22 protein-coding genes and 1 tRNA gene are annotated in these 25,806 nt (G+C 65.1%); 16 read left to right on the top strand and 7 right to left on the bottom strand.

Annotation, left to right across the window (positions count from 1 at the left end):
• Positions 1-89: 89 nt before the first annotated feature.
• From ACOOFO_RS12520 to ACOOFO_RS12505, 4 genes are read left to right on the top strand one after another with little or no spacing between them, the layout of a single operon-like run.
• Positions 90-785 (top strand): MBL fold metallo-hydrolase, encoded by a 696-nt coding sequence (locus tag ACOOFO_RS12520; protein WP_420427092.1) that lies wholly within the window; start codon positions 90-92, stop codon positions 783-785.
• Positions 786-2,495: a SulP family inorganic anion transporter gene (locus ACOOFO_RS12515; RefSeq protein ID WP_420427091.1), complete on the top strand. Its 1,710-nt coding sequence runs from the start codon at positions 786-788 to the stop codon at positions 2,493-2,495.
• 31 nt (positions 2,496-2,526) lie between these two features.
• Complete coding sequence (locus ACOOFO_RS12510) at positions 2,527-4,380, top strand: ATP-binding cassette domain-containing protein (RefSeq protein ID WP_420427090.1); 1,854 nt, start codon at positions 2,527-2,529, stop codon at positions 4,378-4,380.
• A complete protein-coding gene (locus ACOOFO_RS12505; protein WP_420427089.1) occupies positions 4,377-6,230 on the top strand; it encodes an ATP-binding cassette domain-containing protein in 1,854 nt (617 codons plus the stop codon). The genes ACOOFO_RS12510 and ACOOFO_RS12505 overlap by 4 nt, the downstream gene beginning before the upstream one ends.
• A 218-nt stretch (positions 6,231-6,448) precedes the next feature.
• Here the strand turns inward: ACOOFO_RS12505 and ACOOFO_RS12500 are convergent.
• Positions 6,449-6,533: transfer RNA gene (locus ACOOFO_RS12500), tRNA-Leu, on the bottom strand.
• Between the two features lie 39 nt (positions 6,534-6,572).
• Here ACOOFO_RS12500 and rnr point away from each other — a divergent pair.
• The 3 genes from rnr to rlmB are packed head-to-tail and all read left to right on the top strand — an operon-like array spanning position 6,573 to position 10,525.
• Positions 6,573-9,062: a ribonuclease R gene (rnr, locus tag ACOOFO_RS12495; RefSeq protein ID WP_420427088.1), complete on the top strand. Its 2,490-nt coding sequence runs from the start codon at positions 6,573-6,575 to the stop codon at positions 9,060-9,062.
• A gap of 9 nt (positions 9,063-9,071) precedes the next feature.
• Positions 9,072-9,770 (top strand): OmpA family protein, encoded by a 699-nt coding sequence (locus tag ACOOFO_RS12490; protein WP_420427087.1) that lies wholly within the window; start codon positions 9,072-9,074, stop codon positions 9,768-9,770.
• A gap of 5 nt (positions 9,771-9,775) precedes the next feature.
• Entirely contained in the window at positions 9,776-10,525 is a 750-nt protein-coding gene (gene rlmB / locus ACOOFO_RS12485; protein WP_420427086.1) for a 23S rRNA (guanosine(2251)-2'-O)-methyltransferase RlmB, read from the top strand.
• Here rlmB and ACOOFO_RS12480 read toward each other — a convergent pair.
• Positions 10,522-11,391 (bottom strand): helix-turn-helix domain-containing protein, encoded by an 870-nt coding sequence (locus tag ACOOFO_RS12480; RefSeq protein WP_420427085.1) that lies wholly within the window; start codon positions 11,389-11,391, stop codon positions 10,522-10,524. The two genes, rlmB and ACOOFO_RS12480, sit on opposite strands and share 4 nt — an antisense overlap.
• Positions 11,384-11,785, bottom strand: a complete 402-nt coding sequence (locus ACOOFO_RS12475) for a hypothetical protein (RefSeq protein ID WP_420427084.1) — start codon at positions 11,783-11,785, stop codon at positions 11,384-11,386. Before ACOOFO_RS12475 ends, ACOOFO_RS12480 begins: the two co-directional genes overlap by 8 nt.
• 133 nt (positions 11,786-11,918) lie before the next feature.
• Here ACOOFO_RS12475 and ACOOFO_RS12470 point away from each other — a divergent pair, with 133 nt between their 5' ends.
• From ACOOFO_RS12470 to alr, 6 genes are all read left to right on the top strand, one after another.
• Complete coding sequence (locus ACOOFO_RS12470) at positions 11,919-12,233, top strand: DUF2834 domain-containing protein (RefSeq protein WP_420427083.1); 315 nt, start codon at positions 11,919-11,921, stop codon at positions 12,231-12,233.
• A gap of 148 nt (positions 12,234-12,381) precedes the next feature.
• Positions 12,382-12,807, top strand: coding sequence for a 30S ribosomal protein S6 (gene rpsF / locus ACOOFO_RS12465; protein WP_420427082.1), 426 nt, complete (start codon positions 12,382-12,384; stop codon positions 12,805-12,807).
• A gap of 3 nt (positions 12,808-12,810) precedes the next feature.
• On the top strand, positions 12,811-13,041 hold the full coding sequence (gene rpsR, locus ACOOFO_RS12460) for a 30S ribosomal protein S18 (protein ID WP_223056981.1): 231 nt from the start codon (positions 12,811-12,813) through the stop codon (positions 13,039-13,041).
• A 9-nt stretch (positions 13,042-13,050) separates the two neighbouring features.
• Positions 13,051-13,506, top strand: coding sequence for a 50S ribosomal protein L9 (rplI, locus tag ACOOFO_RS12455; protein WP_420427081.1), 456 nt, complete (start codon positions 13,051-13,053; stop codon positions 13,504-13,506).
• A gap of 107 nt (positions 13,507-13,613) precedes the next feature.
• A complete protein-coding gene (gene dnaB, locus ACOOFO_RS12450; protein ID WP_420427080.1) occupies positions 13,614-14,978 on the top strand; it encodes a replicative DNA helicase in 1,365 nt (454 codons plus the stop codon).
• 39 nt (positions 14,979-15,017) lie between these two features.
• Entirely contained in the window at positions 15,018-16,178 is a 1,161-nt protein-coding gene (alr, locus tag ACOOFO_RS12445) for an alanine racemase (protein ID WP_420427079.1), read from the top strand.
• On the opposite strand, the gene gspF is transcribed toward alr, so the two are convergent.
• From gspF to gspC, 4 genes are read right to left on the bottom strand one after another with little or no spacing between them, the layout of a single operon-like run.
• Positions 16,172-17,407: a type II secretion system inner membrane protein GspF gene (gspF, locus tag ACOOFO_RS12440; RefSeq protein ID WP_420427078.1), complete on the bottom strand. Its 1,236-nt coding sequence runs from the start codon at positions 17,405-17,407 to the stop codon at positions 16,172-16,174. The genes alr and gspF overlap by 7 nt on opposite strands.
• 10 nt (positions 17,408-17,417) lie before the next feature.
• On the bottom strand, positions 17,418-18,938 hold the full coding sequence (gene gspE / locus ACOOFO_RS12435) for a type II secretion system ATPase GspE (RefSeq protein ID WP_420427077.1): 1,521 nt from the start codon (positions 18,936-18,938) through the stop codon (positions 17,418-17,420).
• Complete coding sequence (gene gspD, locus ACOOFO_RS12430; RefSeq protein WP_420427076.1) at positions 18,935-20,953, bottom strand: type II secretion system secretin GspD; 2,019 nt, start codon at positions 20,951-20,953, stop codon at positions 18,935-18,937. Before gspD ends, gspE begins: the two co-directional genes overlap by 4 nt.
• Complete coding sequence (gene gspC, locus ACOOFO_RS12425; protein WP_420427075.1) at positions 20,953-21,852, bottom strand: type II secretion system protein GspC; 900 nt, start codon at positions 21,850-21,852, stop codon at positions 20,953-20,955. Before gspC ends, gspD begins: the two co-directional genes overlap by 1 nt.
• A gap of 87 nt (positions 21,853-21,939) precedes the next feature.
• Between gspC and ACOOFO_RS12420 the strand changes: the two genes are divergently transcribed.
• Genes ACOOFO_RS12420 through clpA form a run of 3 tightly spaced genes read left to right on the top strand, consistent with a single transcriptional unit; the run spans position 21,940 to position 25,741 of the window.
• Positions 21,940-23,106: an acyl-CoA dehydrogenase gene (locus ACOOFO_RS12420; protein ID WP_420427074.1), complete on the top strand. Its 1,167-nt coding sequence runs from the start codon at positions 21,940-21,942 to the stop codon at positions 23,104-23,106.
• Between the two features lie 50 nt (positions 23,107-23,156).
• On the top strand, positions 23,157-23,471 hold the full coding sequence (gene clpS / locus ACOOFO_RS12415; protein WP_223056988.1) for an ATP-dependent Clp protease adapter ClpS: 315 nt from the start codon (positions 23,157-23,159) through the stop codon (positions 23,469-23,471).
• Positions 23,471-25,741, top strand: coding sequence for an ATP-dependent Clp protease ATP-binding subunit ClpA (gene clpA, locus ACOOFO_RS12410; protein ID WP_420427073.1), 2,271 nt, complete (start codon positions 23,471-23,473; stop codon positions 25,739-25,741). Before clpS ends, clpA begins: the two co-directional genes overlap by 1 nt.
• Positions 25,742-25,806 lie beyond the last annotated feature (65 nt).

Here is a 25,806-nt window from a genome sequence, read left to right as displayed (position 1 = left end):
GCGTGGATTACCACAGACTATAGCAAATGGCATATCAATATGCGCAAAAAAGAATATAATGCGCAGCATCTTCATAGAGGAGGTACCGCATGCTGTTCCGGCAATTCTTCGACGCGGAGTCGAGTACCTACACCTATCTCCTGGCATCCGGCCCCGGTCGCGAAGCAGTGATCATCGACCCGGTCAAGGAGCAGGCGCAGCAGTATCTGACCGCTATTGAGCAGCTGGGCCTCAAGCTGGTGCGTGCCATCGACACCCATACGCACGCGGATCACATCACCGCGCTCGGCGATCTGCGCGAGGCCACGCAGTGCGTGACCTTGATGGGCGAATTTACCCAGGCCGAATGTGTCTCCGACCATGTCCGCGAGGACGACATCGTCGATATCGATGGCATTCGCCTGCGCGCCCTGTACACCCCCGGGCATACCAACGAATCCTTCAGCTTCGTGCTTCAACCGGAGCGGCCGGAGGCCGTCTTCACCGGCGACGTGCTGCTGATTCGCGGTACCGGGCGTACTGACTTTCAGGGCGGCGATCCGCACCGCAGTTGGGATTCCATCACCAACAAGCTCTTCCGCCTGCCGGAAGACACCATCGTGTGGCCGGCCCATGACTACAAGGGCTGGACGGCCTCCAGCATCGCCGAGGAAAAGGCGCATAACCCGCGCCTTGCCGGCAAGACCGAGGCCGAGTACGTCGACATCATGAACAACCTCAACCTGCCCGACCCGAAGCTGATGGATATTGCGGTGCCCGCCAACCTGGCCTGTGGAAAAGCCTAGGTGCGCCTGACGCTGCTCGATGACCTGCGCGCGCTCGACCGTGCGCGCGCAGGGGGTGATGTTCTGGCGGGCACCATCACGGCGGTGCTGCTGGTACCACAGGCGCTGGCCTATGCGCTGCTCGCTGGCCTTCCACCCGAGATGGGGCTCTATGCCAGCATCCTGCCACCCGTGGTCTACGCCCTGCTCGGCTCGAGTCGTACGCTGGCCGTTGGGCCGGTGGCGGTCGCGGCCGCCATGGTGGCGTCTGCACTGCACACCTGGGCCGGAGGCGATGCCCAACGCGTTGTGGAAGGGGCGGTGATTCTGGCGGGCCTCAGCGGGCTCTTTCTGCTCGCCATGGCAGCGCTGCGTCTGGGCTGGCTGACCCATTTCATCAGTCACCCTGTGCTGTCGGGCTTTGTCACGGGGGCGGCCATCTTCATCGTTGGCACCCAGCTCGGCGGGCTCTTCGGGATCGAGGGCGGTGGTGGGGCGCATTTCATCGAACGCATGGCCCACATCGCGATGCATTGGTCGACAGGCAACCTGCTGACCTGCGTCTTTGGCCTGATCAGCCTCGTTCTGCTGCTACTGGCACGCAGCCCACTGATTGCATGGCTCGCACGCCGCGGCGTATCGAAGGACACTGCCGCACTGGTTTCACGGCTTGCGCCCCTCGTCATTGTGGTGCTGGCGACGCTGTTATCGGCGCTTATCGGTGCGCAAGCGCGTGGCGTGCAGACAGTAGGCGCCGTCTCCGGTCAGCTGCCCGGTTTCAGTCTTGCTGCCTGGGCGGCGGAAGGCTGGTGGCACCTGGCCCCCTCTGCCCTGCTGATCGCCCTGGTCGGCTATGTGGAGAGCGTGTCGGTGGCGCGCACCCTGGCCATGCGACGGCGCGAAGCGGTGGATGCAGACCGCGAGCTGATCGGACTCGGCGGGGCGAATATTGCCGCCTCGCTGTTCGGCGCCATGCCGGCAGCCGGCGGATTTTCGCGCTCGATGGTCAACTTCGATGCCGGTGCCCGGACGCAGCTTGCGGCCCTGGTCACGGCCGGCTGGGTGCTGCTCATCACGCTCTTCTTCGGCGGATTGCTCGCAGCACTGCCGTACGCCGTGCTGTCCGCCATCATCGTGGTGGCTGTGTGGCAGTTGATCGACTTTTCCGCGCTCCGCCATACTTGGCGCTTCGATCGCGGCGACGGTTTCGCCCAGGCCCTCACCATTGCCGGCGTACTGGTGGTCGGCATCGAGGCCGGGCTGATGCTGGGTGTCGCGGCTGCGCTCGCGATCTTTCTGTATCGCACCAGTCGACCGCATATTGCGGTCATCGGACGCCTGCACGGCACCGAGCACTTTCGCAATGTCTACCGGCACGTGGTGGAAACCTGGCCGGAGATGCTGATGGTGCGTATCGACGAAAGCCTCTACTTCGCCAGCAGTCCGCGCATCCAGGCCGAACTCGAGCGCCTTGTCAGTCGCCATGATCCACGCCTGGCCGACGTGGTGTTGGTGCTTTCCGGCGTCAATGCAGTGGATGCCAGCGGCGTCGAGATGCTCGAGGTCTTTCACATCGAGCTGCAGCGGCTGAACATCCGTCTGCATCTGGCCGAGGTGAAGGGCCCGGTGCAGGATCATCTCGATCAGAGTGCGCTGCCGAAGGCGCTGGGTAGCGACCGCATTCATTTGTCCGCGCAGGCGGCCGTCGAAGCCATCGCTCCCGTGGGATGAGCGACGCGCGCACCGGTACACTGCGCGCGCCATGATCACAGCAACTGACCTTACCCTCCGCCGCGGCGAACATCTGCTCTTCGCCGGCGCGGGCTTCACCTTGCATGCGGGCTGGCGGGTCGGCTTGGTGGGACGCAATGGCTGCGGCAAATCGAGTCTGTTCTCGATGATGCTGGGACAGCTCAGTCCGGACCGCGGCGCGCTGCAGCTCCAGCGCGGTATTGATATCGCCACGGTGGCGCAGGAAACGCCGGCCGTCGACCGCGCCGCCATTGACTACGCGCTCGACGGGGACGCCGAGTTGCGTGCCACCGAGCGCGCCCTCGAACAGGCGGCCGAAGCCGGCGATGCCAACGCCCTGGGGCGTCTGGACGACCGCATGCACGCCATCGGTGGCTACGCCGCGCGCGCCCGCGCCGCCAAGCTGTTGGATGGCCTCGGCTTCGATACGCGCCAGCAGGCCTGTCCGGTCTCCGACTTTTCCGGTGGCTGGCGCATGCGCCTGAATCTGGCGCAGGCCCTGCTGCGGCGGGCGGACCTGCTGCTGCTTGACGAGCCCACAAATCATCTCGACCTGGATGCCGTGCTCTGGATTCAGGATTGGCTGAAGCGTTTTGACGGCACCCTGGTGGTGGTCTCCCACGACCGCGATTTTCTGGACGCGGTCACCGACCACACCCTGCACATCGGCGGTGGGCAGGTGAGCCTGTACGACGGCAATTTCTCCAGTTTCGAGCGCCAGCGCGCGGAGCATCTGGCGCAGCAGCAGGCGCAGCATGCCAAGCAGCAGGCGCAGATCGCGCATATGCAGGCTTTCGTGGACCGCTTCCGGGCACAGGCCACCAAGGCCAAACAGGCGCAGGCGCGCGTCAAGATGATCGAGCGCATGCAGAAGGTGGCGCCGGTGCGCGCCGAGGCGAGTTTCCACTTCACCTTCCCCGAGCCCGTGCAGTTGCCCTCACCGCTGGTCCGCATGGACCGCGCCCGCGCAGCCTATGGCGAGATCACGGTGCTGCGCGATCTCAAGCTGGGCCTGGAGCCCGGCGATCGCATCGGTCTGCTGGGTCGCAATGGCGCGGGCAAGTCCACGCTGGTGAAGCTGCTTTCGGGGCGTCTGCCACCCGCCGACGGCGGCATCCTGCATGCACCCGGCCTGCAGGTCGGTTATTTCGATCAGCATCAGGTGGATGCGCTGGACCCGACCGCCACGCCGATGCGGCTCATGCAGCGCCTGGACCCTTCTGCGTCGGATCAGACACTGCGCAACTGGCTTGGCCGCTTCCAGTTCCAGGGCGACCGCGTCTTCGAGCCGATCGCACCCTTCTCGGGTGGCGAGAAAGCCCGCCTCGGTCTGGCCCTGCTGGTCTATCAGCAACCCAATCTGCTGCTGCTCGACGAGCCTACCAACCATCTCGACATGGACATGCGCGCGGCGCTGGAAGAGGCGTTGCAGACCTTCAACGGGGCCATGGTGCTGGTCACCCACGATCGCCACCTTGTGGCCACAACCTGCGATCGACTGTGGCTGGTCGCCGACGGCCAGTGCACACCCTTTGATGGCGATCTCGATGACTACGCGCGCTGGCTGCTGTCCTCGGCAAGCAAGACGGGCAATGCCAGCCCGCCGGCAGCCGCCACTGCCAAGCGCAGTACCGCCGACACACGCGAACTGCGCAACCAGCTCAAGCGTCTTGAACGCGACATGCAGCGCACCAGCGAGCAGCTCAAGGCCATCGAGACGCAGCTGTCCGATCCCGCGCTCTATGAAGGTGGCCAGCAGGACCGCATCGCCCAACTCGGCCGGGAGCAGGAGAGCCTGCGCACCCAATTGGCCGAAGCCGAAGCCGCCTGGCTGGAAGCGGCGGAAGCACTCGAAGAGACATGACCATGTTGCAGGCGCAGAATCTCCAGCTCTTCCACGGCAAGACCCCACTGCTCGACCAGGTCGATTTCACCATCGAAGCCGGCGAGCGCATCTGTCTGGTGGGGCGCAATGGCACCGGAAAGTCCACCCTGATGCGTGTGCTGACCGGAGAGGTGGCGCTGGATGCCGGGGCGTTGCGGCATGACAGCGCGCTGCGGGTTGCACTGCTGCCGCAGAGTCTGCCGCCGTTGGAACCGCGCACGGTGTACTCCTCCGTGGCAGAGGGGTTGGGCGACATCGGCGCCCAGGTCGCGGAATACCATCGCCTGATCGCCGAAGAGCCAGACAACATGGCGACCCTTGCGCGCGTTCAGGACGCGATCGAAGCCGGTGACGGCTGGTCGCTGGATACCCGCGTCGCCGCCATCCTGTCGCGCATGGAGCTCGACGGGGATGCACGCTGCGACCAGCTCTCGGGCGGCATGCGCCGCCGGGTCTGGCTGGCACGGGCGCTGGTCACCGAACCCGATCTACTGCTGCTCGATGAGCCGACCAACCATCTCGATATCGAGGCCATCCGCTGGCTGGAAGAGTTTCTCGATCACTGGAATGGAGCGCTGCTCTTCATCACCCATGACCGCGCCTTTCTGCGCCGGCTGGCGACCCGCATTCTTGAGCTGGATCGCGGTCATCTGACCAGCTGGCCCGGAGACTATGACACCTACCTCAAGCGCAAAGCCGAGGCGCTGGCAGCCGAGGAAGCGGAGCGCGCGCGCTTCGACAAGAAGCTGGCTGAAGAAGAAGTCTGGATTCGCAAGGGCATTCAGGCGCGGCGTACGCGCAACGAGGGCCGGGTGCGCGCGCTACAAGCCATGCGCGCCGAAGCGGCCCAGCGTCGGGAACGGCAGGGAACCGCGCGCATCGCGGTCGCCGAAGCCGAGCGTTCCGGCAAGCTGGTGGCCGAGGCCGAGGGGCTGCATCTGTCCTACGAGAGGCGCCCCATCGTCCAGGATTTCTCGACGCTGGTCTTGCGCGGCGACAAGATCGGGCTCATCGGCCGCAATGGCGTGGGCAAGACCACCTTGCTCAAGCTGCTGCTCGGCCAGCTCGCGCCTGACAGTGGTCACCTGCGATTGGGCACCAAGCTGGAAGTTGCCTACTTTGACCAGCTGCGCGCGGCACTGGACCCGCAACGCAGCGTGGCGGATACCATCGGCGAGGGCCGGGATTTCGTCGAGATCGATGGTAAGCCACGGCATGTGATGAGCTACCTGCAGGACTTCCTGTTCACGCCGGATCGCGCGCGCAGCCCGGTGCACGCCCTGTCCGGAGGAGAAGCCAGCCGGCTGCGGTTGGCGCAGCTGTTTGCCAAGCCCTCCAACCTGATGGTGCTGGACGAACCCACCAACGATCTCGATATCGAAACCCTCGATCTGCTCGAAGAGCGCCTGACCGAATACCGGGGTACGGTGCTGCTGGTCAGTCACGATCGCGCTTTTTTGGACCAGGTCGTTACCCGTTCATTTGTGTTCACGGGCAATGGTCGTATCGAGGATATTGTCGGCGGCTACAGCGACTGGCAGCGCCAGCAGGCGCGGCAGGCCGCGAGCGCGCGTGACACGGCTGCGCAGACGCGTCCCAAGGCCGCTGCGGCCAAGCCGCGTTCGAATGGCGATGCGCGCGAGATCCGGAAAGTGACGCGGCAGATCGAAAGCCTGGAAGCGGAACAGGAATCGCTGGGTCTGCTGCTGGCGGATGGGGCGCTGTATCGCGATGATCCGGCACGCGCTGAAGCCACCCAGCAGCGCCTGCACGAGATTGCGCAGGAACTCGAAACGGCCTATGCGCGTTGGGAGTCGCTTGAAGGCTAGGGCGCGCGGTCGACCGAGGTTGTCGATGGCCCCGCCATTGCGGTTCTGCGCTACGGCGCGCACCATGCGCGCCTATGCCGATGTTTTTTCACGCCCGTCGCGCGCGTCACTGCGTTGCAGGCGCCAGACACACAAACGCCGCGTCAAGCGCGGCGTCGGGTCAGCATCCGGGGGCATGTGCTTCCGTTGCACTGCACTGCCCTCATTGCTGAATCATCTGGTGCCGAGGAGAGGACTCGAACCTCCACGGGTTTCCCCGCTAGTACCTGAAACTAGTGCGTCTACCAATTCCGCCACCTCGGCAGTGGGCGCGGAATTATAAGTCAGAAGGACCTGTTGTCAATGAATCGCAAAACATCATTCGATCCGACCGCCTGGCGCGAGGGGGATCCGAATGCGCCCGCCGAACAGCAGCGCTACGGACAGTCGGTTCCGTCGCGCGCCTGGATCCTGCGCACCCTGGAAGCCGCCAAGGGGCCGCGCACGCGCGAGCAACTCGAGCACGCCATGGGCCTGGGCGAGGATGATCCGCTGGAAGGCTTCAGCCACCGTCTCTCCGCCATGGTGCGCGACGGGCAGTTGGTCAAGAATCGGCGGGGCGGCTACGGCGTCCCGCGCGAGATGCATCTCGTTACCGGACGCGTGCTGGCGCACAAGGACGGCTTCGGCTTTCTGACGCCGGACGACGGCGGCAATGATCTCTTCCTTCCGCCGCAGCAGATGCGCAGTCTGTGGCCTGGAGACCGCGTAGTGGTCCGCGCCGAGGAAGAAGACCATCGCGGCCGGCGCGAGGCCGTAGTGGTGGAAATCCTGGAGCGCGGCGTGCGCCAGGTGGTCGGACGGCTGAGCATCGACCATGGCGCCGCGACGGTGATGCCGGAGAACCCGCGTATCACGCACGAGGTGGTCATTCCACCGGAAGAACGCGGCGGTGCGCGCGATGGCGACATGGTGGTGGTGGACATCCTCTCCGACCCGAAGCCGCGCAAGGCGCCGGTGGGCCGCGTGGTGGAGGTGCTCGGCGCCCATCTTGGCCCCGGCATGGAAATCGAGGCTGCCATCCGCGCGCACGGCATCCCGCACGAATTCCCGGAAGCGGCCCTGGCCGAGGCCGAGGCGCTACCGGATGGCGTGGAGCCGGATGACATCCAGGGGCGAAAGGACCTGCGCAAGCTGCCGTTGGTCACTATCGATGGCGAGGATGCCCGCGATTTCGATGACGCCATCCACGCCAAGCGCACCTTCGGGGGGTGGCGGGTCTGGGTGGCCATTGCCGATGTCGATGCCTATGTGCCCCTGGGTTCGGCGCTGGATACGCATGCCCAGGAGCGCGGCAACTCGGTGTACTTCCCGGAGCATGTCGTGCCCATGCTGCCCGAGAAGCTGTCCAACGGGCTGTGCTCGCTGAACCCGAATGTGGACCGCCTGTGCATGGTCTGCGAGATGCAGATCAAGCGAAACGGCGAGATTGTCCGCGGCCGCTTCTACGAGGGCGTGATGCGCTCGCACGCGCGGCTGACCTATACCGAGGTGGCGCATGCACTGGATACCGATGTCATGCCCGAGCATGTCGACAAGGGGCTGCTGAAGCATCTGCGCGAACTCAACCAGCTCTATCAGGCCCTGGCCGCGGCGCGCGCGGCGCGCGGAACGGTGGCCTTCGATACTCAGGAAACCCGCTTCGTGTTCGACGAAGGGCAGAAGATCGACCGCATCGTGCCCACGGTGCGCAATCGCGCCCATGTCATCGTCGAGGAGTGCATGATCGCCGCCAATGTCTCGGCGGCGCGCTTCGTGCTCAAGCACAAGCGCGGGGCGCTGTTCCGTGTCCATGCGCCGCCCTCCCTGGAAAAGGTGCAGGCGCTGCGCGATTTTCTTGCCACGCGCGGCATCCGCCTGGGGGGCGGCGACGACCCACAGCCGGCCGATTTCCAGGCGGTGATGTCGGAGGCCGAGGGACGGCTCGATTTCGTCGTCATCCAGACAATGATGCTGCGCGCTATGATGCAGGCGCGCTATCTGCCCGACTGCGAGGGGCATTTCGGCTTGGCGCTGGAGGAGTACGCGCATTTCACCTCGCCCATTCGCCGCTATCCGGACCTGGTCCTGCATCGCTCCATCAAACGCGTGCTGCATCAGGTGTCGAAGCGCGACGAGCCCCTGTCGCACGACGCACTGGAAGGGCTGGGCGCGCACTGTTCGACCACCGAAAGACGTGCCGACGAGGCCACCCGCGATGTCGCGCTGTGGCTCAAGTGCGAGTACATGCAGCAGCACCTGGGCGATAGCTTCCCGGGGACGATCACCGGCGTGGCGCCGTTTGGCGTCTTCGTGACGCTGGATGACATCTACGTCGAGGGCCTGGTCCACGTCACCGCGCTGGACAACGATTACTACGAGCATGACCCGGTGCAAGGCCGCTTCGTCGGCCGTCGCAGCGGTCGAACCTACGCACTGGGCGATGCTCTGGCAGTGCAGGTAGCTCGCGTCTCCCTCGATGAGCGGCGCATCGATCTCGAACCGGATCCGGCGGGCGGCCGCAAGCGTGGTAGCACTGCGCAGCCGGACAAAGCCGCTCGCAGGACAAGGCAGGCGTCCGCTCAGCCGCCGTCAAGCTCCAAGGCGGTAGAGTCCGAGCGCAAGCCGGGCAGGAAGGCGGGGCGTGGGGCCAAGTCGGCAGCCGCCAAGCGCGCGGCCAAGAAGGCCGCGCGGCCATCGGACAAGCAGGCAGGGCAGAAGCAGACAGCGCCCAAGGCGTCAAAGAAGAAGGCGGCGGCAAAGAAGGGATCGGGACGCCGCCGGAGTGCAAAGAAGGCATCGAAATCCAACTAGGAGATGAACATGAAGAAGCAGGTACTGATTTCGGCGGTGATCGCCTCGGCCATCGTGCTCGGCGGTTGCGCCACCGACGACCCCAACAAGCGCGCCAAGCGCGGTGCCCTGCTCGGCGCCATCGGCGGTGCAGCCATTGGCCAGATGGCAGGCAAGGACACCAAGAGCACCATGATCGGTGCTGCGGTGGGCGCCATCGCCGGCGGCGCTGTGGGCACCTACATGGACAAGCAGGCCGCCGAGCTTGAGGAGCAACTGGCCGCCGAGCGCGCCCGCGATGAACTGCAGATCCAGCGCCTGTCCGACAATGCGCTCAAGATCGGCATTGCCAGCGATGTATCTTTCGACGTCGACAGCGCAACGCTCAAGCCCAACGCGCAGGCCACCTTCACCCGCATCGCGGAAGTGCTGAAGGATTACGACTCGACCATTATCCACGTCGTCGGTCATACCGATTCCACCGGTTCGGCGGAATACAACCAGAACCTGTCCGAGCGTCGCGCGTCTTCGGTGGTTTCCACGCTCACCGGCAATGGCGTCAAGCCGGCCCGCCTGCGCCAGGAAGGCCGGGGCGAGGCGGAGCCCATCGCCTCCAATGACACCAAGGCTGGTCGTACGCAGAACCGCCGGGTCGACATCGTCATCAAGCCGGTGATCGAAGGCCAGGAGCAGCAGGCGGCTGAGCCGCCGCCTTATCTCGGCGCCTGAGGGCCATGGCCGAGTCTGAGCGTGTCATCGGCGGCTTCCACGCGGTTGCGGCCGCGCTGGAGGCCGCCGAGCCTCCGCTTGAGGTGTTGCTCAGTCAAAGCCGCCGCGATCAGCGCGCCAGCGCGCTGACCGCGCAGGCCGAGGCGCGCGGTGTGCCGCTGCGGCGCTGCACACGCGATACCCTCGATCTGCTGCTGCCCGGTGTCCGGCATCAGGGTGTGGTGGCGCGGGTCGCGGTTGCGGCTTCGGCGGCCATCGATGCCGACACCCTGCTGTATTCACCCGCACCGGCGGATGGACTGGTGCTGGTGCTGGATGGCATCCAGGATCCGCACAATCTGGGCGCCTGCCTGCGCTCGGCCGAGGCGGCGGGCGCCCAGGCCGTGGTGATCCCGCGCGACCGCTCGGTGCGCGTCACCCCGACCGTATCCAAGGTGGCGGCGGGCAGTGCCGAGCGCGTACCGGTGCTCAGCGTGACCAATCTCGTGCGTGCCCTCGACCAGCTGCGCGAGAACGGCTACTGGATCTGCGGGCTGGCTGGCCAGGCGGAACGCAGCCTGTGGCAGCTGCGCGCGACCCAGCCGCTGGCGCTGGTCATGGGGGCAGAAGGGGCAGGGCTGCGCCAGCGCACCCGCCAGCATTGCGACGAATTGGTGCGCATTCCCATGCTGGGCCAGACGGAGTCGCTCAATGTGTCGGTGAGTACCGGCGTCTGTCTGTTCGAGGTGGCGCGACAACGTCTCGCGGTCGCCTAGGGTGATGGCTCCTGTGCGTCGAGTTGCCGCAGCACGGCTTCGGAGGCTGCGTTCGTGGGCAGGAAGGTCTCCACCCGGATTTCATCGGCCGTGACATCCAGCGCCGTGCCGAAGCTCGACAGCATCGAGAACAGGCTGAGCTCGGCGCCGCCCACGCCATAGCGCACGGGCAGCACCGGGGCGGGTACGCCTTCCGGCGGCTCATGCAGGCGCCACCGGCGTGGTACGCCCTCGTACTGCAGGACCTCATCCACCAGCGCATGCAGCTCAGCGTCGCAGTGTGCCTCTGCCTCGTGGCGCGTGCGCCACAGCAGAAGGGTGGCCACCTCTTCCCAATTCAGGATGGAGGGCCGCGCGCCGGCGGGATGCATGGTCAGCTTCAGCAGATTGCGTGGCCCCTCACCGCACACCGTGGTCCAGATGGCCTCGATATCGCCGAGCAGCGCCAGCATGCGCTGCATGGGTGGATTCATTAGCGTGATGTTCCAATGCCGGTCGATCACCACCGCGGGGTAGGGGCGGTGGTGATGCAACAGCATGTCGAGGGCGCTGCGGATTGGCGTCATGTCGGGATGGGCCAAGGTGCGCTTGGGGTAGCTGGGTGCGAAACCGGCAGCGATCAGCAGCTGATTGCGCTGACGCAAAGGGAGATCCAGCGCCTCAGCGAGCTGTAGCACCATCAGCCGGCTTGGACGCGCCCGCCCGGATTCGAGAAAGCTCAGATGGCGCTGCGATACGCCCGCCGCCAGTGACAATGCCAGTTGCGATTGACGCCGTTCCTGCCGCCAGGCGCGCAAGGCGTCGCCGAAAGGGATGGATTCCAGCGACTCATGATCGGTCGCGTCGCGGGGCAGGGCTTTATCCATGGTGCAGATGCTTCCAGATAGGCGGCGGGCAGGCCGCCAGGAGCAGCATGCCAGGCAGGAAGACCAACGGCAGATCGATCCACCAGTGGCTATGCGGCAGGTGCCCGGTGATGATCTCCACCACGTGGCCAAGGGCATGACCGCCATAGAAGGCGGCCGCTGCCAGAAAGAGGGGGTAGCTGCGCGCCCCCGCGCGCAGGCACCAGAGCAGACTGGCGCCGAAGACGCCATAGGCCAGACCGACGTCGTGGATCAAATGCAGATTCGCTGGCCCGGTGTGACGGACGCCGGGAATCCAGGCGAACCAGCTCCAGCCGTGGGCGAGCATCCAGACCGCGTTGACCAGGCTGACCAGGGCGATGACCAAGAGCGCTGTTCGGAATACAGGTTGCATAGGATGGGCTTCCGTGCGGGATTGGGAGCAGCCTACGCCGGCTGCCCCCATGGGAAAATTACCCTGCAGGTAATTGCTCTGGCTACCGATGGCGACGACAGTCATGGCCTCCTTCCCCATGGAGTGTCCAAGCATGCAAGCCAAAGCCTTTCTCCTCGGCGCCGTTCTGTTGGTGTTTGGCGCCATCAGCCTGATGGCCCTGCGCGAGGTCGGTTACCTCGGCATCTGGCAATCCGGTCTGGCGAACTGGGGTGCCTTTCAGGTGCTGGTTGATCTGGTCATCGCCTGTGCCCTGATCTGTATCTGGATGGTGAGCGACGCACGTCAGCGTGGTACCAACCCCTGGCCCTTCGTCGCGCTCACGCTGGTGTTCGGAGTCTTCGGTCCTCTGCTCTACCTGTTGTTCCGGCTGCGCCAGGACCACAGTGCGTCGCTGAGCGCTACCTGAGTCTGCCGCGGCACCGGCAATTGCGCCGGTGCCGCGGGCTGCGTACAATCACGCGCCCCGCTGCACTTGCGGCGGGTTTCCACCACCTTGTCCCACCGCGCCAGCGGGGGACCATGTCGATCACGACATGCCCACAAGGAGATTCACCATGCGACATTACGAAATCGTCGTCCTGGTGCACCCTGATCAATCGGATCAGGTGCCCGCCATGGTCGACCGCTACCGGACGATGGTTACCGCCGAAGGCGGCTCCATCCATCGTTTCGAGGATTGGGGACGGCGTCAGCTGGCCTACACCATCAACGGCCTGCACAAGGCGCACTATTTCCTCATGAATGTCGAGTGCAGTGGCGATGCCCTGCATGAGATCGAGGAAGCCTTCCGCTTCAATGACGCCGTGCTGCGGCGCCTCGTTGTCCGCAAGGAGCAGGCGGTCACCGAGCCGTCTCCGCTGTTCAAGGCGGAAGATGACAAGAAGCCCGCTGCGGTCGACGACAGCGATGACGCCGACGACGATGATGTCGACTCGGCAGACGACGAATCGGCCCACAAGGCCGAAACCACAGGAGCCTAAGCCATGGCCCGTTTTTTCCGTAAGAAGCGCAGCTGCCGCTTCACCGCCGAGGGCGTCAGCGAGATCGACTACAAGGATCTCAACACCCTCAAGCAGTACGTTGCCGAGAACGGCAAGATCGTGCCATCGCGCATCACCGGCACGCGCTCGCGCTATCAGCGCCAGCTGTCGACTGCGGTCAAGCGTGCGCGCTACCTGGCGCTGCTGCCCTATACCGACAAGCACGACCTCTAGGAGCGCGCCATGGAAGTCATTCTGCTCGAAAAGATTCACAAGCTCGGTGACCTTGGCGATACCGTCAAGGTGCGCGCCGGCTACGGCCGCAATTTCCTGCTGCCGCAGGGCAAGGCTCTGCCGGCTACGGACGCGAACCGCAAGGTGTTCGAGGAGCGCAAGGCCGAACTGGTCAAGCGTGCCGAGGAATCGCTGAGTGCGGCAAAGATGCGTGCCAAGAGCATCGACGGTGCCACCATCACCATCGAGGCCCGCGCTGCCGATCAGGGCAAGCTTTACGGCTCCGTCGCTCCGGCCGACATCGTCGACGCCGCCGCGACCCAAGGCATTGAGCTGGAGAAGTCCGAAATCGACATGCCGGACGGCCCGATCCGCGTGACCGGCGACTACAGCTTCCGCGTCATGCTGCATTCGGAAGTGGATTGCCAGATCACCGTGAGTGTGACGGAAGCGGCCGCCAGCTAGCAGCTGCCGCGCGCCATTCGGCGTATCCTTGAAGCCTCGGTGACCTGCGTTCGCCGGGGCTTTTTCGTTCCCGGCGCAGGCGCGCGTGCGCAGTGACGGAGTGACAGTTGGACGACATCCCGGTCAAGCAACCCCCGCATTCCATCGAGGCGGAGCAGTCCGTGCTCGGCGGTCTGATGCTGAACAACAACGCCTGGCTCGATCTGGCCGGACGCCTGTCGGAGGACGACTTCTACCGGGAGGATCACCGCCTGATCTTTCGCGGCATCCGCGAACTGCTCGATGTCGGCAAGCCCTGTGACTTCGTCACGCTGTCAGAGTATCTGCGCGGTCGCGGCAGCCTCGATCCGGCCGGCGGGCTGAGCTACCTCGGCTCGCTCGCCAATGACACGCCCAGCGCGGCCAACGTGCTGGCCTACGCCGACATCGTGCGCGAACGCGCGGTGCTGCGCAGCCTGATCAAGGTCGGGCAGGAGATCGCCGATCTGGGCTTTCGGCCGGGCGAACAGAGCTATGCGGATCTCATGGAAACCGCGGAGCAGCGCGTGTTTGCTATTCGCGAGCAGGGTGAGCGCGGGCGTCAGGAGTTTCAGCACGTCGGCGAGGCGCTGGACAAGGTCGAGGCCCGGCTCGAGATTCTGCGCGAGCGCCCGGATGAGCTCGCGGGCGTCCCCACCGGCCTGCACGATCTGGACCGCAAGATCCATGGTCTGTCCAAGGGCGATCTGTTGATCCTCGCGGGCCGACCCGGCATGGGCAAGACCAGCTTCGCGATGAATATCGCCGAGCACATCGCCATCCACGAGAAGAAGCCGGTCGGCGTGTTCAGCATGGAAATGGGCGCCGATCAGCTGGCCATGCGTATCCTGGCCTCCTACTGCCGGATGGACCAATCCGCGCTGCGTTCCGGCCAGATCGAGGACCACCAATGGGACTGGCTGGCGCAGGCCAGCCGGGACATCCGCGAGGCGCCGCTATTCATCGACGAGACGCCAGCGCTGTCGCCGCTGGAACTGCGCGCGCGGGCGCGGCGCATGAAGCGTCGCCATGGCCTGTCGCTGATCGTGGTGGACTACATCCAGTTGATGCAGGTGCCGGGCACACGCGAGAACCGGACCAACGAGATTTCACAGATTTCGCGCAACTTGAAGGCACTGGCCAAGGAAATGGAGGTGCCGGTGATTGCGCTCTCCCAGCTCTCGCGCGAGGTGGAGAAGCGCGAGAACAAGCGCCCGGTGCTGTCCGATCTGCGCGAGTCCGGTTCCATCGAACAGGACGCCGATCTGGTCGTCTTCATCTATCGCGACGCCTACTACCGGCGCAAGGAAGGCGACCCCGCGGCTGAGCAGGACAATCGCACCGAGATCATCATCGCCAAGCACCGCAATGGCCCGACCGGAACCGTGCACGTGGCCTTCCTCGGCGGCTCCACCCGCTTCGAGAACCTTACCTATCGCGATGACGCGCATTAGCTTGGCGAAGGGAATGCGCGGCCGCAGCGGCGGTGGCGCATGACGCCCCGCGTCTGGGCCGAACTCGACCCCGAGGCCCTGCGCCATAACCTGGCGCAGGTGCGCGCGCGGGTGGGCACGGCGCGCGTCATGGCGGTCATCAAGGCCAATGGCTATGGCCATGGCGCGGTCTGGGCGGCGCGCTGCCTGCGTGAATTGCGCGGTCCCGGTCAGGACGGTCGTCGCGCCCCCTGGGAGGCGGACGCCTTTGCAGTGGCGTGTCTGGAAGAGGCATTGGCGCTGCGCGCCGCCCGCGTGCAGGCGCCCATGATCATCCTGGAGGGCGTGCTTTCAGTGGAGGAAGCGCGGGTCTGTCTGCGCGAGAAGCTCGAGGTGGTGGTGCACGATCATTGGCAGCTGGCGCTGATGGAGCAGCTCCCGCGGGGCGCCGAGGCCCGAGTCTGGATCAAGATCGACAGCGGCATGCGGCGTCTTGGCTTCCCGCTGGAGTCGGTGCCCGCGGTGCTGGAGCGCCTGCAGGCACGGCCGGAGTGGAAGCTGTGCGGCGCCATGACGCATCTGGCCTCGGCCGACGAAGACACCGATTCCGCCTTGCTGCAGGCGGGACGCTTCGATGCGGCGCTGGGGGCGGCGCGGCTGCCGCGATCCATCGCCAATTCCGCAGGTGTGCTCGCCGACAACAGCCTGCATCGCGATTGGGTGCGCCCGGGCCTGATGCTCTACGGGATGTCGCCACGCGCCGACCAGGATGCGGCAGCGCTGGGATTGCGGCCGGTGATGACGCTGCATTCGCGGGTGTTGGCCATCCGTGACTGTGCGGCCGGAGATGCCGTGGGTTACGGCGGGACCCATGTATGCCAGGTGCCTACCCGGGTGGCGACGGTCGCGGTGGGCTATGCCGACGGCTTCCAGCGCGCCTTGAGCAACAGCGGCAGCATGCTGCTGCGTGGCCAGCGCGTGCCCGTCATCGGCCGTGTTTCCATGGATATGACCGCCATCGACGTCACTGCGCTGCCAGCGGCGGCGGTGGGCGATGAGGTCACGCTCTGGGGCGAGGGCCTGCCTGCCGAGGAACAGGCGCGGGCGGCCGGGACGCTGGCCTACGAACTGTGCGCCGGGCTGACCCAGCGCGTGCACCTGCAGTCGCGCATTGCGGCAAGCGATGAGGCAACGTCGTCAGAGGCCGTGGCGCGCTACTGAACGAGCTGGTTGAGGTCGAAGATCGGCAGCAGAATGGCCATCACGATCAGCAGCACGACTCCGCCCATGATCAGAATCAGCAGCGGCTCGAAAACCCCCATGACGGCGGAAATGGTGGTCTGCACCTCGCGTTCCTGGTTATCCGCGGCGTGTTCGAGCATCTCGTCGAGCTTGCCGGACTGCTCGCCACTGCCGATCAGATGCAGGGTGATCGGCGGAAAGAGCTTGGACTCGGACAAGGCACGATAGACCGAGCCGCCCTCGCGCACCTTCTGCGCGGCCACTTCAATGGCTTCGTGCATCGGGAGGTTGGAGACGACCTGGGAGCCGATGCGCATGGCCTCGAGAATGGGTACGCCGGACTGCGAGAGAATGCCGAGGGTGCGCATGAAGCGGCCGGTGTTGGCGCCGCGTACCAGGCGTCCGATCAAGGGAATGCGCAGCTGCAACCGGTGCACCTTTCGCTTGAAATTGGGCCGTCGCATGGCCAATGAGAACAGCACCACGCCGCCAGCGAGCGCGACTAGGAGAACGGGGCCGTTGCTGCGCAGAAAGTCACTGACCGCGATCAGGCCGATGGTCAACGGCGGTAGCTCCTGGTCGATGGACTCGAAGACGCCAACCACCTGCGGCACCACGTAGGACAGCAGCAGGATGACCACCGCCACTGCCACCAGGGTCAGGATGGCGGGATAGAAAGCGGCCAGCATCATCTTCTGGCGCATGGCCTGGCGGCTCTCGACATAGTCGGCCAGTCGCTCCAGCACGCTGTCCAGACGCCCGCTCTGTTCGCCCGCTTCCACCGTGGCGCGGTACAGCGCCGGAAAGGCACCGGGAAACTGCGCCAGGCCGGACGCCAGCGGGGCACCCTCGACCACCTGGGCGCGCACGCCCAGTGCCACGCGCTTGACGGCGCGTCCCTCGGACTGCTGAGCGACCGCCGATAGCGACTCATCCAGCGGCAGGCCGGAACGCAGCAGCGTCGACAGCTGACGCGTGAACAGCGAGAGATCCGCCGTGCTGAGGCGTCCGCTCCGGCTCAGGCTGAAACCGCCACGGCTCTGTTCGGACCCGCCGCCACGGCGCCGGTCAGAGACTTCGCGCAGCGATACCGGAATCAGGCCCTTGCCGCGCAGCTGTTCGCGCACGTGGCGGGCGGTGTCGCCTTCGATCAAGCCCTTCTTCTGGCGCCCCTTGTCGTTGAGCGCGACGTATTCGAATGCCGCCATGCGCCGCTCGTCAGTCCTCGGTGGTCACGCGCAGGATCTCGCGCACGGTGGTGACGCCATCGAGCACCTTCTGCCGACCCGAGGCCATGATGCCGGGCGTGGATTTGCGCGCATGGTTCTCGAGGGCCTGCTCGCCCGCGTTGTCGTGGATCAGCACTTCCATCTCCTGGTCGACTTCGACCAGCTCATGGATGCCGGTACGGCCGAGGAAACCGGTGCCGCGACACTTCGAGCAGCCCTTCTCGCGATACAGCGTCACCGGCTCGCTGTGCTTGATGCCAAGCGCTTCGCGTTCGACAGGCTCCGCCTCGTGGGCTTCCTTGCAGTGCGGGCAGAGGACACGCACGAGGCGCTGTGCCATCAGGCCGATAATCGAGGTGGACAGCAGGTAGGGCTCCACCCCCATGTCGCGCAATCGCGTGATGGCGCCGACGGCCGTGTTGGTGTGCAGGGTCGACAGCACGAGGTGGCCGGTGAGGGAGGCCTGTACCGCGATCTCCGCCGTTTCGAGGTCGCGGATTTCGCCGATCATCACCACGTCCGGGTCCTGACGCAGGATGGCGCGCAGGCCGCGGGCGAAGGTCATGTTGACCTTGGGGTTGACCTGGGTCTGGCCGATACCCTCGATGTTGTATTCGATCGGGTCTTCCACCGTCATGATGTTGCGCGACTTGTCGTTCAGCACCGACAGCGCCGCGTACAGGGTGGTGGACTTGCCGGAGCCGGTGGGGCCGGTGACCAGCATGATGCCATAGGGCTTGTTGATGATCCGCTTTAGCACCTTGGTGTCATTGGCGTTGAGGCCGAGGTGCTCGAGATCGATCTTTTCGTTCTGCTTGTCGAGCACACGCATCACCACGCGCTCGTAGGAAGCGCCGGTGGGCAGGGTGGAGACACGCACATCCACCTTGCGGCCGCCGATGGAGCGCGTGATGCGGCCGTCTTGAGGCAGGCGCTTCTCCGCGATGTCGAGCTTCGCCATGATCTTGATGCGCGACACCAGCCGCGGCGCCAGCTGACGCGGTGGCGACATGATTTCACGCATCACGCCGTCGACCCGGAAGCGGACGCTGCAGCGGCTTTCGAAGGTCTCGACGTGGATGTCGGAGGCGTTTTCCTTGATCGCCTCCACCAGCAGCCCATTGATGAAGCGGATAACCGGCGCGTCGTCCTCGCTCTCCAGAAGATCCTGGTTCTCTGCAAGCGCGTGGGCGAGGGCGTCGAGATCGTCCGGCGTCTCGTCTTCGCCGCCCAGGCCTTCGACCAGCGATGCCGCGGCCCCTTCGCCCTGCTCGTAGGCGCGCTGCAGCTCGAGGTCGAATTCGTTGGGGTCGGCACGCTGCACCGGGAACATCTGCGCGTTGAGGCGTTGCACCTCCATGAGCGCGTCCATGGAAGCGCCCTGGCGCACCCAGATGACCGGATGGCCGTCACCGTCCTGCGTCAGCAGCACGCCATTGCGTTTGCAGAAGGAATAGCCCGGGCGCTGGATGCCCTCCGCCGCCGCCACGCTCTGCTCCGGTGCGTTCATCGGCGCCCGCTGGCTTCGGCGGCGCTGTCACTGATCGTGCTGGACAGCGGTCGCCCCGCTTCCTCGCCGTCATCGAGGAACAGCTCGAAGTCGTCCAGACGCGGATAGGCGCGGTCGAGAATCGGTACATCACGCTCATTGGCGTTGAGCGCGCGCTGCGTCTGCTCGTATTTCTGCTGGGTGTAGAAGTCCGAGGTGGCGCGGTCGCGCAGGATGCGCGGACGCATGAACAGCATGAGGTTGCGTTTCTCGCTCTGCACCGACTGAAAGCGGAACAGCGCGCCGAGGAGCGGAATCTTGCTCAGAAAGGGCACGCCCGAGCGCGAGTCGGTGACATTGTCATCAATCAGTCCGCCGAGGATCAGTACCTGCCCGTCCTCGACGCTGACAGTATTGGTGATCGAACGCGAATTGGTGATCTGCTGCAGACTGCTGCCACCGGCGCCCAGGCTGGAGACCTCCAGGCTGAGTTCGAGCTGTATGTGGTCGCCCTCGTTGATCTGTGGCGTGACGTTCAGCGTAAGCCCAACATCACGGCGTTCGATCGTCTGGAAAGGGTTGACGCTGCCGTTGTTGGCGCCGGTGTTGGTGAACTGGCCAGTGAGGAACGGCACTTCCTGACCGACCGAAAACTCGGCTTCCTCGTTGTCCATGGTCAGCAGGGTGGGCGCGGAGAGGATATTGGTGTCGCCATCTCCCTGCAGCGCCTTGAGCAGAAGAGCGAAGCTGGTGCCGCCATCGCGGATGCGTCCACCGCCCAGCGTGATCCCCTGACCGATCAGGCCCGTGAGTGCATTGGCGCTGAGGTTGCTCGAGCCGGAGGTCGCCGTGCCCAGACCGGACAGGATTTGACCGGTGTCTGGGTCGAAAATGCCCGCCGCCGCCACGCGGTCCTCATTGAAGACGGCCCAATCCAGGCCGAGCTCGGCCTGCTTGGAACTGCTGATCTCTGCGATCAGGGTTTCCACCATCACCTGCGAGCGCTTGATGTCCAGCTTCTCGATGACGGTCCGCAGTGCGCGCATGGCCTTTGGCGGGGCGGTGATGAGCAGGGAATTGGTATCGGGCTCGGCAATGACGCTGCTGCCGTCCGCAATCCCGCCGCGACGGTTGCCGCCGCCTGCGGCATTTTGCTGGCCGCTACCACCTTGCTGATCGGTCGCCTGCTCGGCGTAGCCCTGAAGGATGGGTGCCAGATCTTCGGCGCTGGCGTGGCGCAGATAGACCACCTGCGTGGAACCATCCTCGTCCAGTTCGACATCGAGCTCCTTCACGATGCCGATGTAACGCTGGCGCTCGGTCTTTTCTCCGCCGATCAGCACGGAATTGCTGCGTTCGTCGGCGATCAGCGTGGAGGTCTGCTGGCCCTGGTTCTGGGCGTTCTCGCCCTTGGAGAGCGATTGCAGGATGCGCACGACTTCACTGGCCGAAGCATGCTTCAGGCGCACCAGCTCGATTTCGTTCTCGCCGCTGCGGTCGACATCATTGATGATCGCTTCCAGCCGACGCATATTGCCGGCACGGTCGGAGATGATGAGCATGTTCGACGGCGAGTACGCTGCCAGGTGGCCCCACTGCGGCACCAGGGGGCGCAGGATGGGCACCAGCTGCGCGGCCGGCACATTCTTGATTTCCATCACGCGGGTGACGATCTCGTCCGGCGGCGCACCGCGCTCCAGGCCCGTCGTACCGGCTTCCTGGCGGGCGTTGTTCTCCGGCACGATCTTGATGGCATTGCCGCTGGGAATCGCCGCAAAACCATAGACCTGAAGGATTGACAGGAAGGTCTCGTAAACCGCGGCCGGCGGCATGGGGGAGGCGCTGACCACGGTCACCTTTGCCTTGACGCGGGGGTCGACGATGAAGTTCCGCCCCGTGACATCGCTCACCGTTTCGATGAGGGTATTGATGTCGGCGTCCTTCAGGTTCAGCGTCACTGCGTTTTCGGCGCGTACCGGAAGGGCAATCAACAGCGCCGCCAGCAGCAGCCATGGCGAGGAAAGGAGAAGGCGCATTACTGGGTACTCAATGTGTAATTCTGGACATTGCCACCGCGCTCGACCGTGACATTGATGGATTGGGCATTGCTGAGTTCGTTAAGCAGGCGCAGCGCGGTGTCCGGGCTGTCGAGGGAGATGCCGTTGACGGCCGTCACCAGATCGCCGGGGCGCAGGCCAGCGGCCTCGAACAGCTCTCGTTCCCGCCCCGGGTAGATGCGGTAACCCTGCTGCTGCCCGCCCGAGGAGGCAGGGACGACACGGATGTAATTGGTCGCCTTGGTGGGGTCTGACAGCAATTCGTTGCGGATTTCCCCCAGTTTCTGAGGGTTGCGAGCCGTCAGATTGCCATTGTCGGTGACGCGGCTTTCGCTGCGCACGCCCTGCTTGGCACGCGCCGGCTGCTGTTCGCCGATGCCGTCGCGCTCCATGCGCAGGGTTTCCAGTTTGCCGTCGCGCGAGATCACCACGCGATTGGAAAAGACCGAATGCAGTTCCACATTGCTTGAGATCTCATCGCCGATGGCATAGAGCTTCTCGTCCTTGCCGGCTGCGGCGATGATGGCGCGCGACAGGGAGGGGTCCTCGGCGGCGTAGACGCCCAGCAGTTTGAGTGACAGCCGTGTTTCGGGCGCATCCTCCACGTCCTGCGCCTCGGGCTCGGCCGGTTTCTGGAAGGCGCCCATCAGATTGGCGTTGGTCAGCCGGGCCAGATCGTAGGGCGCCGCGCTGCCCGAGGCACTTTGCGCCTCCCGCTGCACCGGGGCTGGCTTCCAGTTGTCGGCGGGGGGCGGCACAAGGGCCCACGCCAGCCGCGCCATGCAGGCGCCGAAGACCACGGCAAGTACAAGCGCCGTCAGTCCTGCGGCACGCTGCACGTGCCTCTCGTAGAGCTGGAGCAGAAGGGAAGTATTCACGGGGGCAGATGATACTGGTCAGGCCAAAGGACCGCATGCATGACAGTGGCATGATGGGGGGCATCTGTACGAGAAAGAGGCTGAAGCGTGGCTTTCCGATGGCAGGATCCACTCGATCTGGAGGGGCTACTCAGCGCTGAGGAGATCGCGATTCGCGATGCCGCAGCGCACTTTGCACGGGAAGCGCTGGCCCCGCGCATCCGCGAGAGCTTCCGAGATGGGGCCTTCGACCGCGCGCTGGTAGAGGCGTTCGGTGCGCTGGGCCTGTTCGGGCTGACACTGGAGGGCGATGGCTGTCCCGGAGGAAGTCACATCATGTATGGGCTGGTGGCACGCGAGATCGAACGCATCGACTCGGCCTTCCGCTCGCTGCTCTCCGTACAGTCCAGCCTGGTGATGTATCCCATCCGCCGCTTTGGCAGCCCGGAGCAGGGGCGTCATTACCTGCCGCGCCTGGCCTCCGGCGAGTGGCTTGGCGCTTTTGGCCTGACCGAGCCCGATCACGGGTCCGATCCGGCCGGGATGCGCACGCGGGCGCGGCGTCGCGACGACGGGGCCTGGATATTGAACGGCACGAAAACCTGGATCAGCCATGCCCCGGTGGCCGACGTTTTCGTGGTCTGGGCGCGCGACGAGGCGGGTGTGATTCGTGGCTTTCTGCTCGAGCGCGGCGCTACCGGGCTGTCGACCCCGGCCATCGGGGGCAAGCTGTCCCTGTGTGCCTCGCCAACGGGACAGATTGTGCTGGAGGACGTGGTGGTGCGCGATTCCCAGCGCCTGCCCGGTGTCGAGGGGCTGAAAGGCCCTTTCTCCTGCCTGACCAAGGCGCGCTACGGCATCTGCTGGGGCGCCATGGGGGCCGCGGAAGCGTGCTGGTGGACGGCGCGTGATTACACCCTGGAACGGCGACAGTTCGATCGCCCTCTGGCGGCCAACCAGTTGGTGCAGCGCAAGTTGGCGGATATGCAGACCGAAGTGGCGCTGGGTCTGCACGCGGCGCTGCAACTCGGACGGCGCTTCGACGCTGGAGAGGCGCCCCACGAGGCGGTTTCCCTGCTCAAGCGCAACAATTGCTGCAAGGCTCTCGACATTGCCCGCCAGGCGCGCGATATGCTCGGCGCAAACGGTATCAGTGACGCCTATCCGGTCATGCGTCACTTGATTAACCTGGAAACCGTCAATACATACGAGGGCACGGCAGATATCCACGCTCTGATCCTTGGGCGGTCACAGACGGGAATTGCTGCCTTCTAGTGCGGTCCAACTTTGCGGTTCGAGGGATGCAGCATCGCTAGAATGGAGCCATGAGCGAACAGGATCAGCAAGGTACCGGGCTGGCCACCGAAACGGCCAAGCCCAAAATCAAGGAGCCGCCGAAATATAAGGTGGTCATGCTCAACGACGACTACACGCCGATGGAATTTGTGGTCCAAGTTTTGCAACAGTTCTTCAGTCACTCTCGTGAGAAGGCGGTGCAAATCATGATGCAGATCCACACCCAAGGACGTAGCGTGGCTGGCGTGTTTCCCGCCGAAATTGCCGAAACCAAGGTGGCGCAGGTCAATGACTATGCCCGCCGCAATCAGCACCCCCTGCTGACCGTTATGGAGGAAGCCTGATGCTCTCCGATGAACTGCAAAAAGCCCTGGATGCCGCCTTCGTGCAGGCGCGCAACGAGCACCACGACATGCTCACCGTCGAGCACCTTCTGCTCGCCCTTCTGTCGGATGCCAATGTCAGTGAGGTGCTCGGCGCGACCGGGGCCAATCTGGAGCAGCTCGAGGGGGCGCTGCGCGAGTACATTGCGCACAACGTCCAGTCCGACAGCGACGATTCGGCCGACCGCGATGTACAGCCGACGCTGTCCTTCCAGCGCGTGCTCCAGCGGGCGATCTACCACGTGCAGTCGGCCGGGCGAAAGCAGGTCTCCACACTGAACGTGCTGGTGGCCATTTTCTCCGAGAAGGACACGCACGCCGTCTATCTGCTGGCGCAGGAAGGTGTGTCACGCCTCGACGTCGTCAATTACCTGTCGCATGGCATTTCCAAGGTGCCAGGGGCTGAGTCCAGCGAGGAGAGTACCAACGCCACACAGGGCACGCAGACCCGCACCGGTGAAGATGCCTCGGCGTTGGAGCAGTACACCACCAATCTGAACGAGCGCGCGCGCAAGGGCACGGTGGATCCCCTGATCGGCCGTGAACACGAGATCGAGCGCGTCATGCAGACGCTGTGCCGCCGTCGCAAGAACAATCCCTTGCTCGTGGGCGAGGCCGGTGTCGGCAAGACCGCCATCGCCGAAGGTCTGGCCTGGCTGGTGACCGAAGGGCGCGTGCCCGAGGCGCTGCGCGAATCGACCATCTTCTCCCTCGACCTGGGCGCGCTTATTGCCGGTACCAAGTACCGCGGCGATTTCGAGAAGCGGCTCAAGGGCGTGCTGGCGGAGCTCTCCGAAATTTCGGGCGCGGTGCTGTTCATCGACGAAATCCATACCCTGATCGGTGCGGGTGCCGCCAGTGGCGGTGTCATGGACGCCTCCAACCTGCTCAAGCCGCTGCTGGCCAATGGTGAGCTGCGCTGCATCGGCTCGACCACCTACAGCGAGTACCGCGGCATCTTCGAGAAGGATCGCGCGCTGGCGCGGCGTTTCCAGAAGGTGGATGTGGTTGAGCCGAGTGAGGCGGACACGATTCGCATTCTCGAAGGGCTCAAGAGCCGCTTCGAGGCGCACCACGAAGTGACCTTCACGCACCCGGCGCTGGAGTCGGCGGTGCACCTGTCCTCGCGACACATCACGGACCGCTTCCTGCCCGACAAGGCCATCGACGTGATGGACGAAGCGGCCGCGCGTCTGCGCCTGCTTCCGGGTTCGCGCAAGCGCAAGACGGTGCAGGTGCGTGACATTGAGGACACGGTGGCCCGCATCGCCCGCATTCCCGCCAAATCAGTGTCGACTGACGACCGCGAGCGGCTGGAGCGTCTTGAGCGCGATCTCAAGCTGGTCATCTATGGCCAGAATCACGCCATCGAGACGCTGGCATCGGCCATCAAGATGTCGCGCTCCGGGCTCGGCAATCCGGACAAGCCGATCGGTGCCTTCCTGCTGGCCGGCCCGACCGGTGTCGGCAAAACCGAGGTCACCCGGCAGTTGTCCGAGATCATGGGCATCGAGCTGCTGCGCTATGACATGTCCGAGTACATGGAGCGCCATACCGTGTCGCGACTGATCGGCGCCCCGCCGGGCTATGTCGGATTCGACCAGGGTGGTCTGCTCACCGATGCCGTGCTCAAGCATCCGCACTCGGTGGTGCTGCTCGACGAGATCGAAAAGGCGCACCCGGATGTCTTCAACCTGCTGCTGCAGGTCATGGACCACGGCACGCTGACGGACAACAATGGACGCAAGGTCGACTTCCGCAACGTGATCCTGATCATGACCACCAACGCGGGTGCGGAAGTACAGGCACGGCGGTCAATCGGCTTTACGGAGCAGGATCACTCCAGCGACGCCATGGAGATCATCCGCAAGGCCTTCACGCCGGAGTTCCGCAATCGTTTGGACGCCATCGTCGCTTTCGATTCGCTGCAGCCCGAGGCCGTGGCGCGCGTGGTCGACAAGTTCATCATGCAGCTTGAAGCGCAGCTTGGCGCCAAGAAGGTGCAGCTGGAAGTCGACGAGGAAGCGCGTGCCTGGCTCGCCGAGCACGGCTTCGACGAAAAGATGGGCGCCCGGCCGATGGCGCGGGTCATCCAGGAGCACATCAAGCGTCCGCTGGCCGAAGAACTGCTGTTCGGCAAGTTGGCCAACGGCGGTCAGGTGCGCGTCAGGGTCGACGGTGATGCCTTGAAGCTCGAGGTGAACGAGCGCGAGACCGAAGCCGAAGTCTGATCGCCGCGGCTGACGGGTGGGCGGGGCCGGATTACCGGCCCCGCGTCAGCTTGTCGCTAAGCGCC

The sequence above is a fragment of the Algiphilus sp. genome, assembly GCF_965216485.1.
In the GTDB taxonomy this organism is placed as follows: domain Bacteria; phylum Pseudomonadota; class Gammaproteobacteria; order Nevskiales; family Nevskiaceae; genus Algiphilus.
This window is presented reverse-complemented; position numbering and strand designations above follow the sequence as displayed.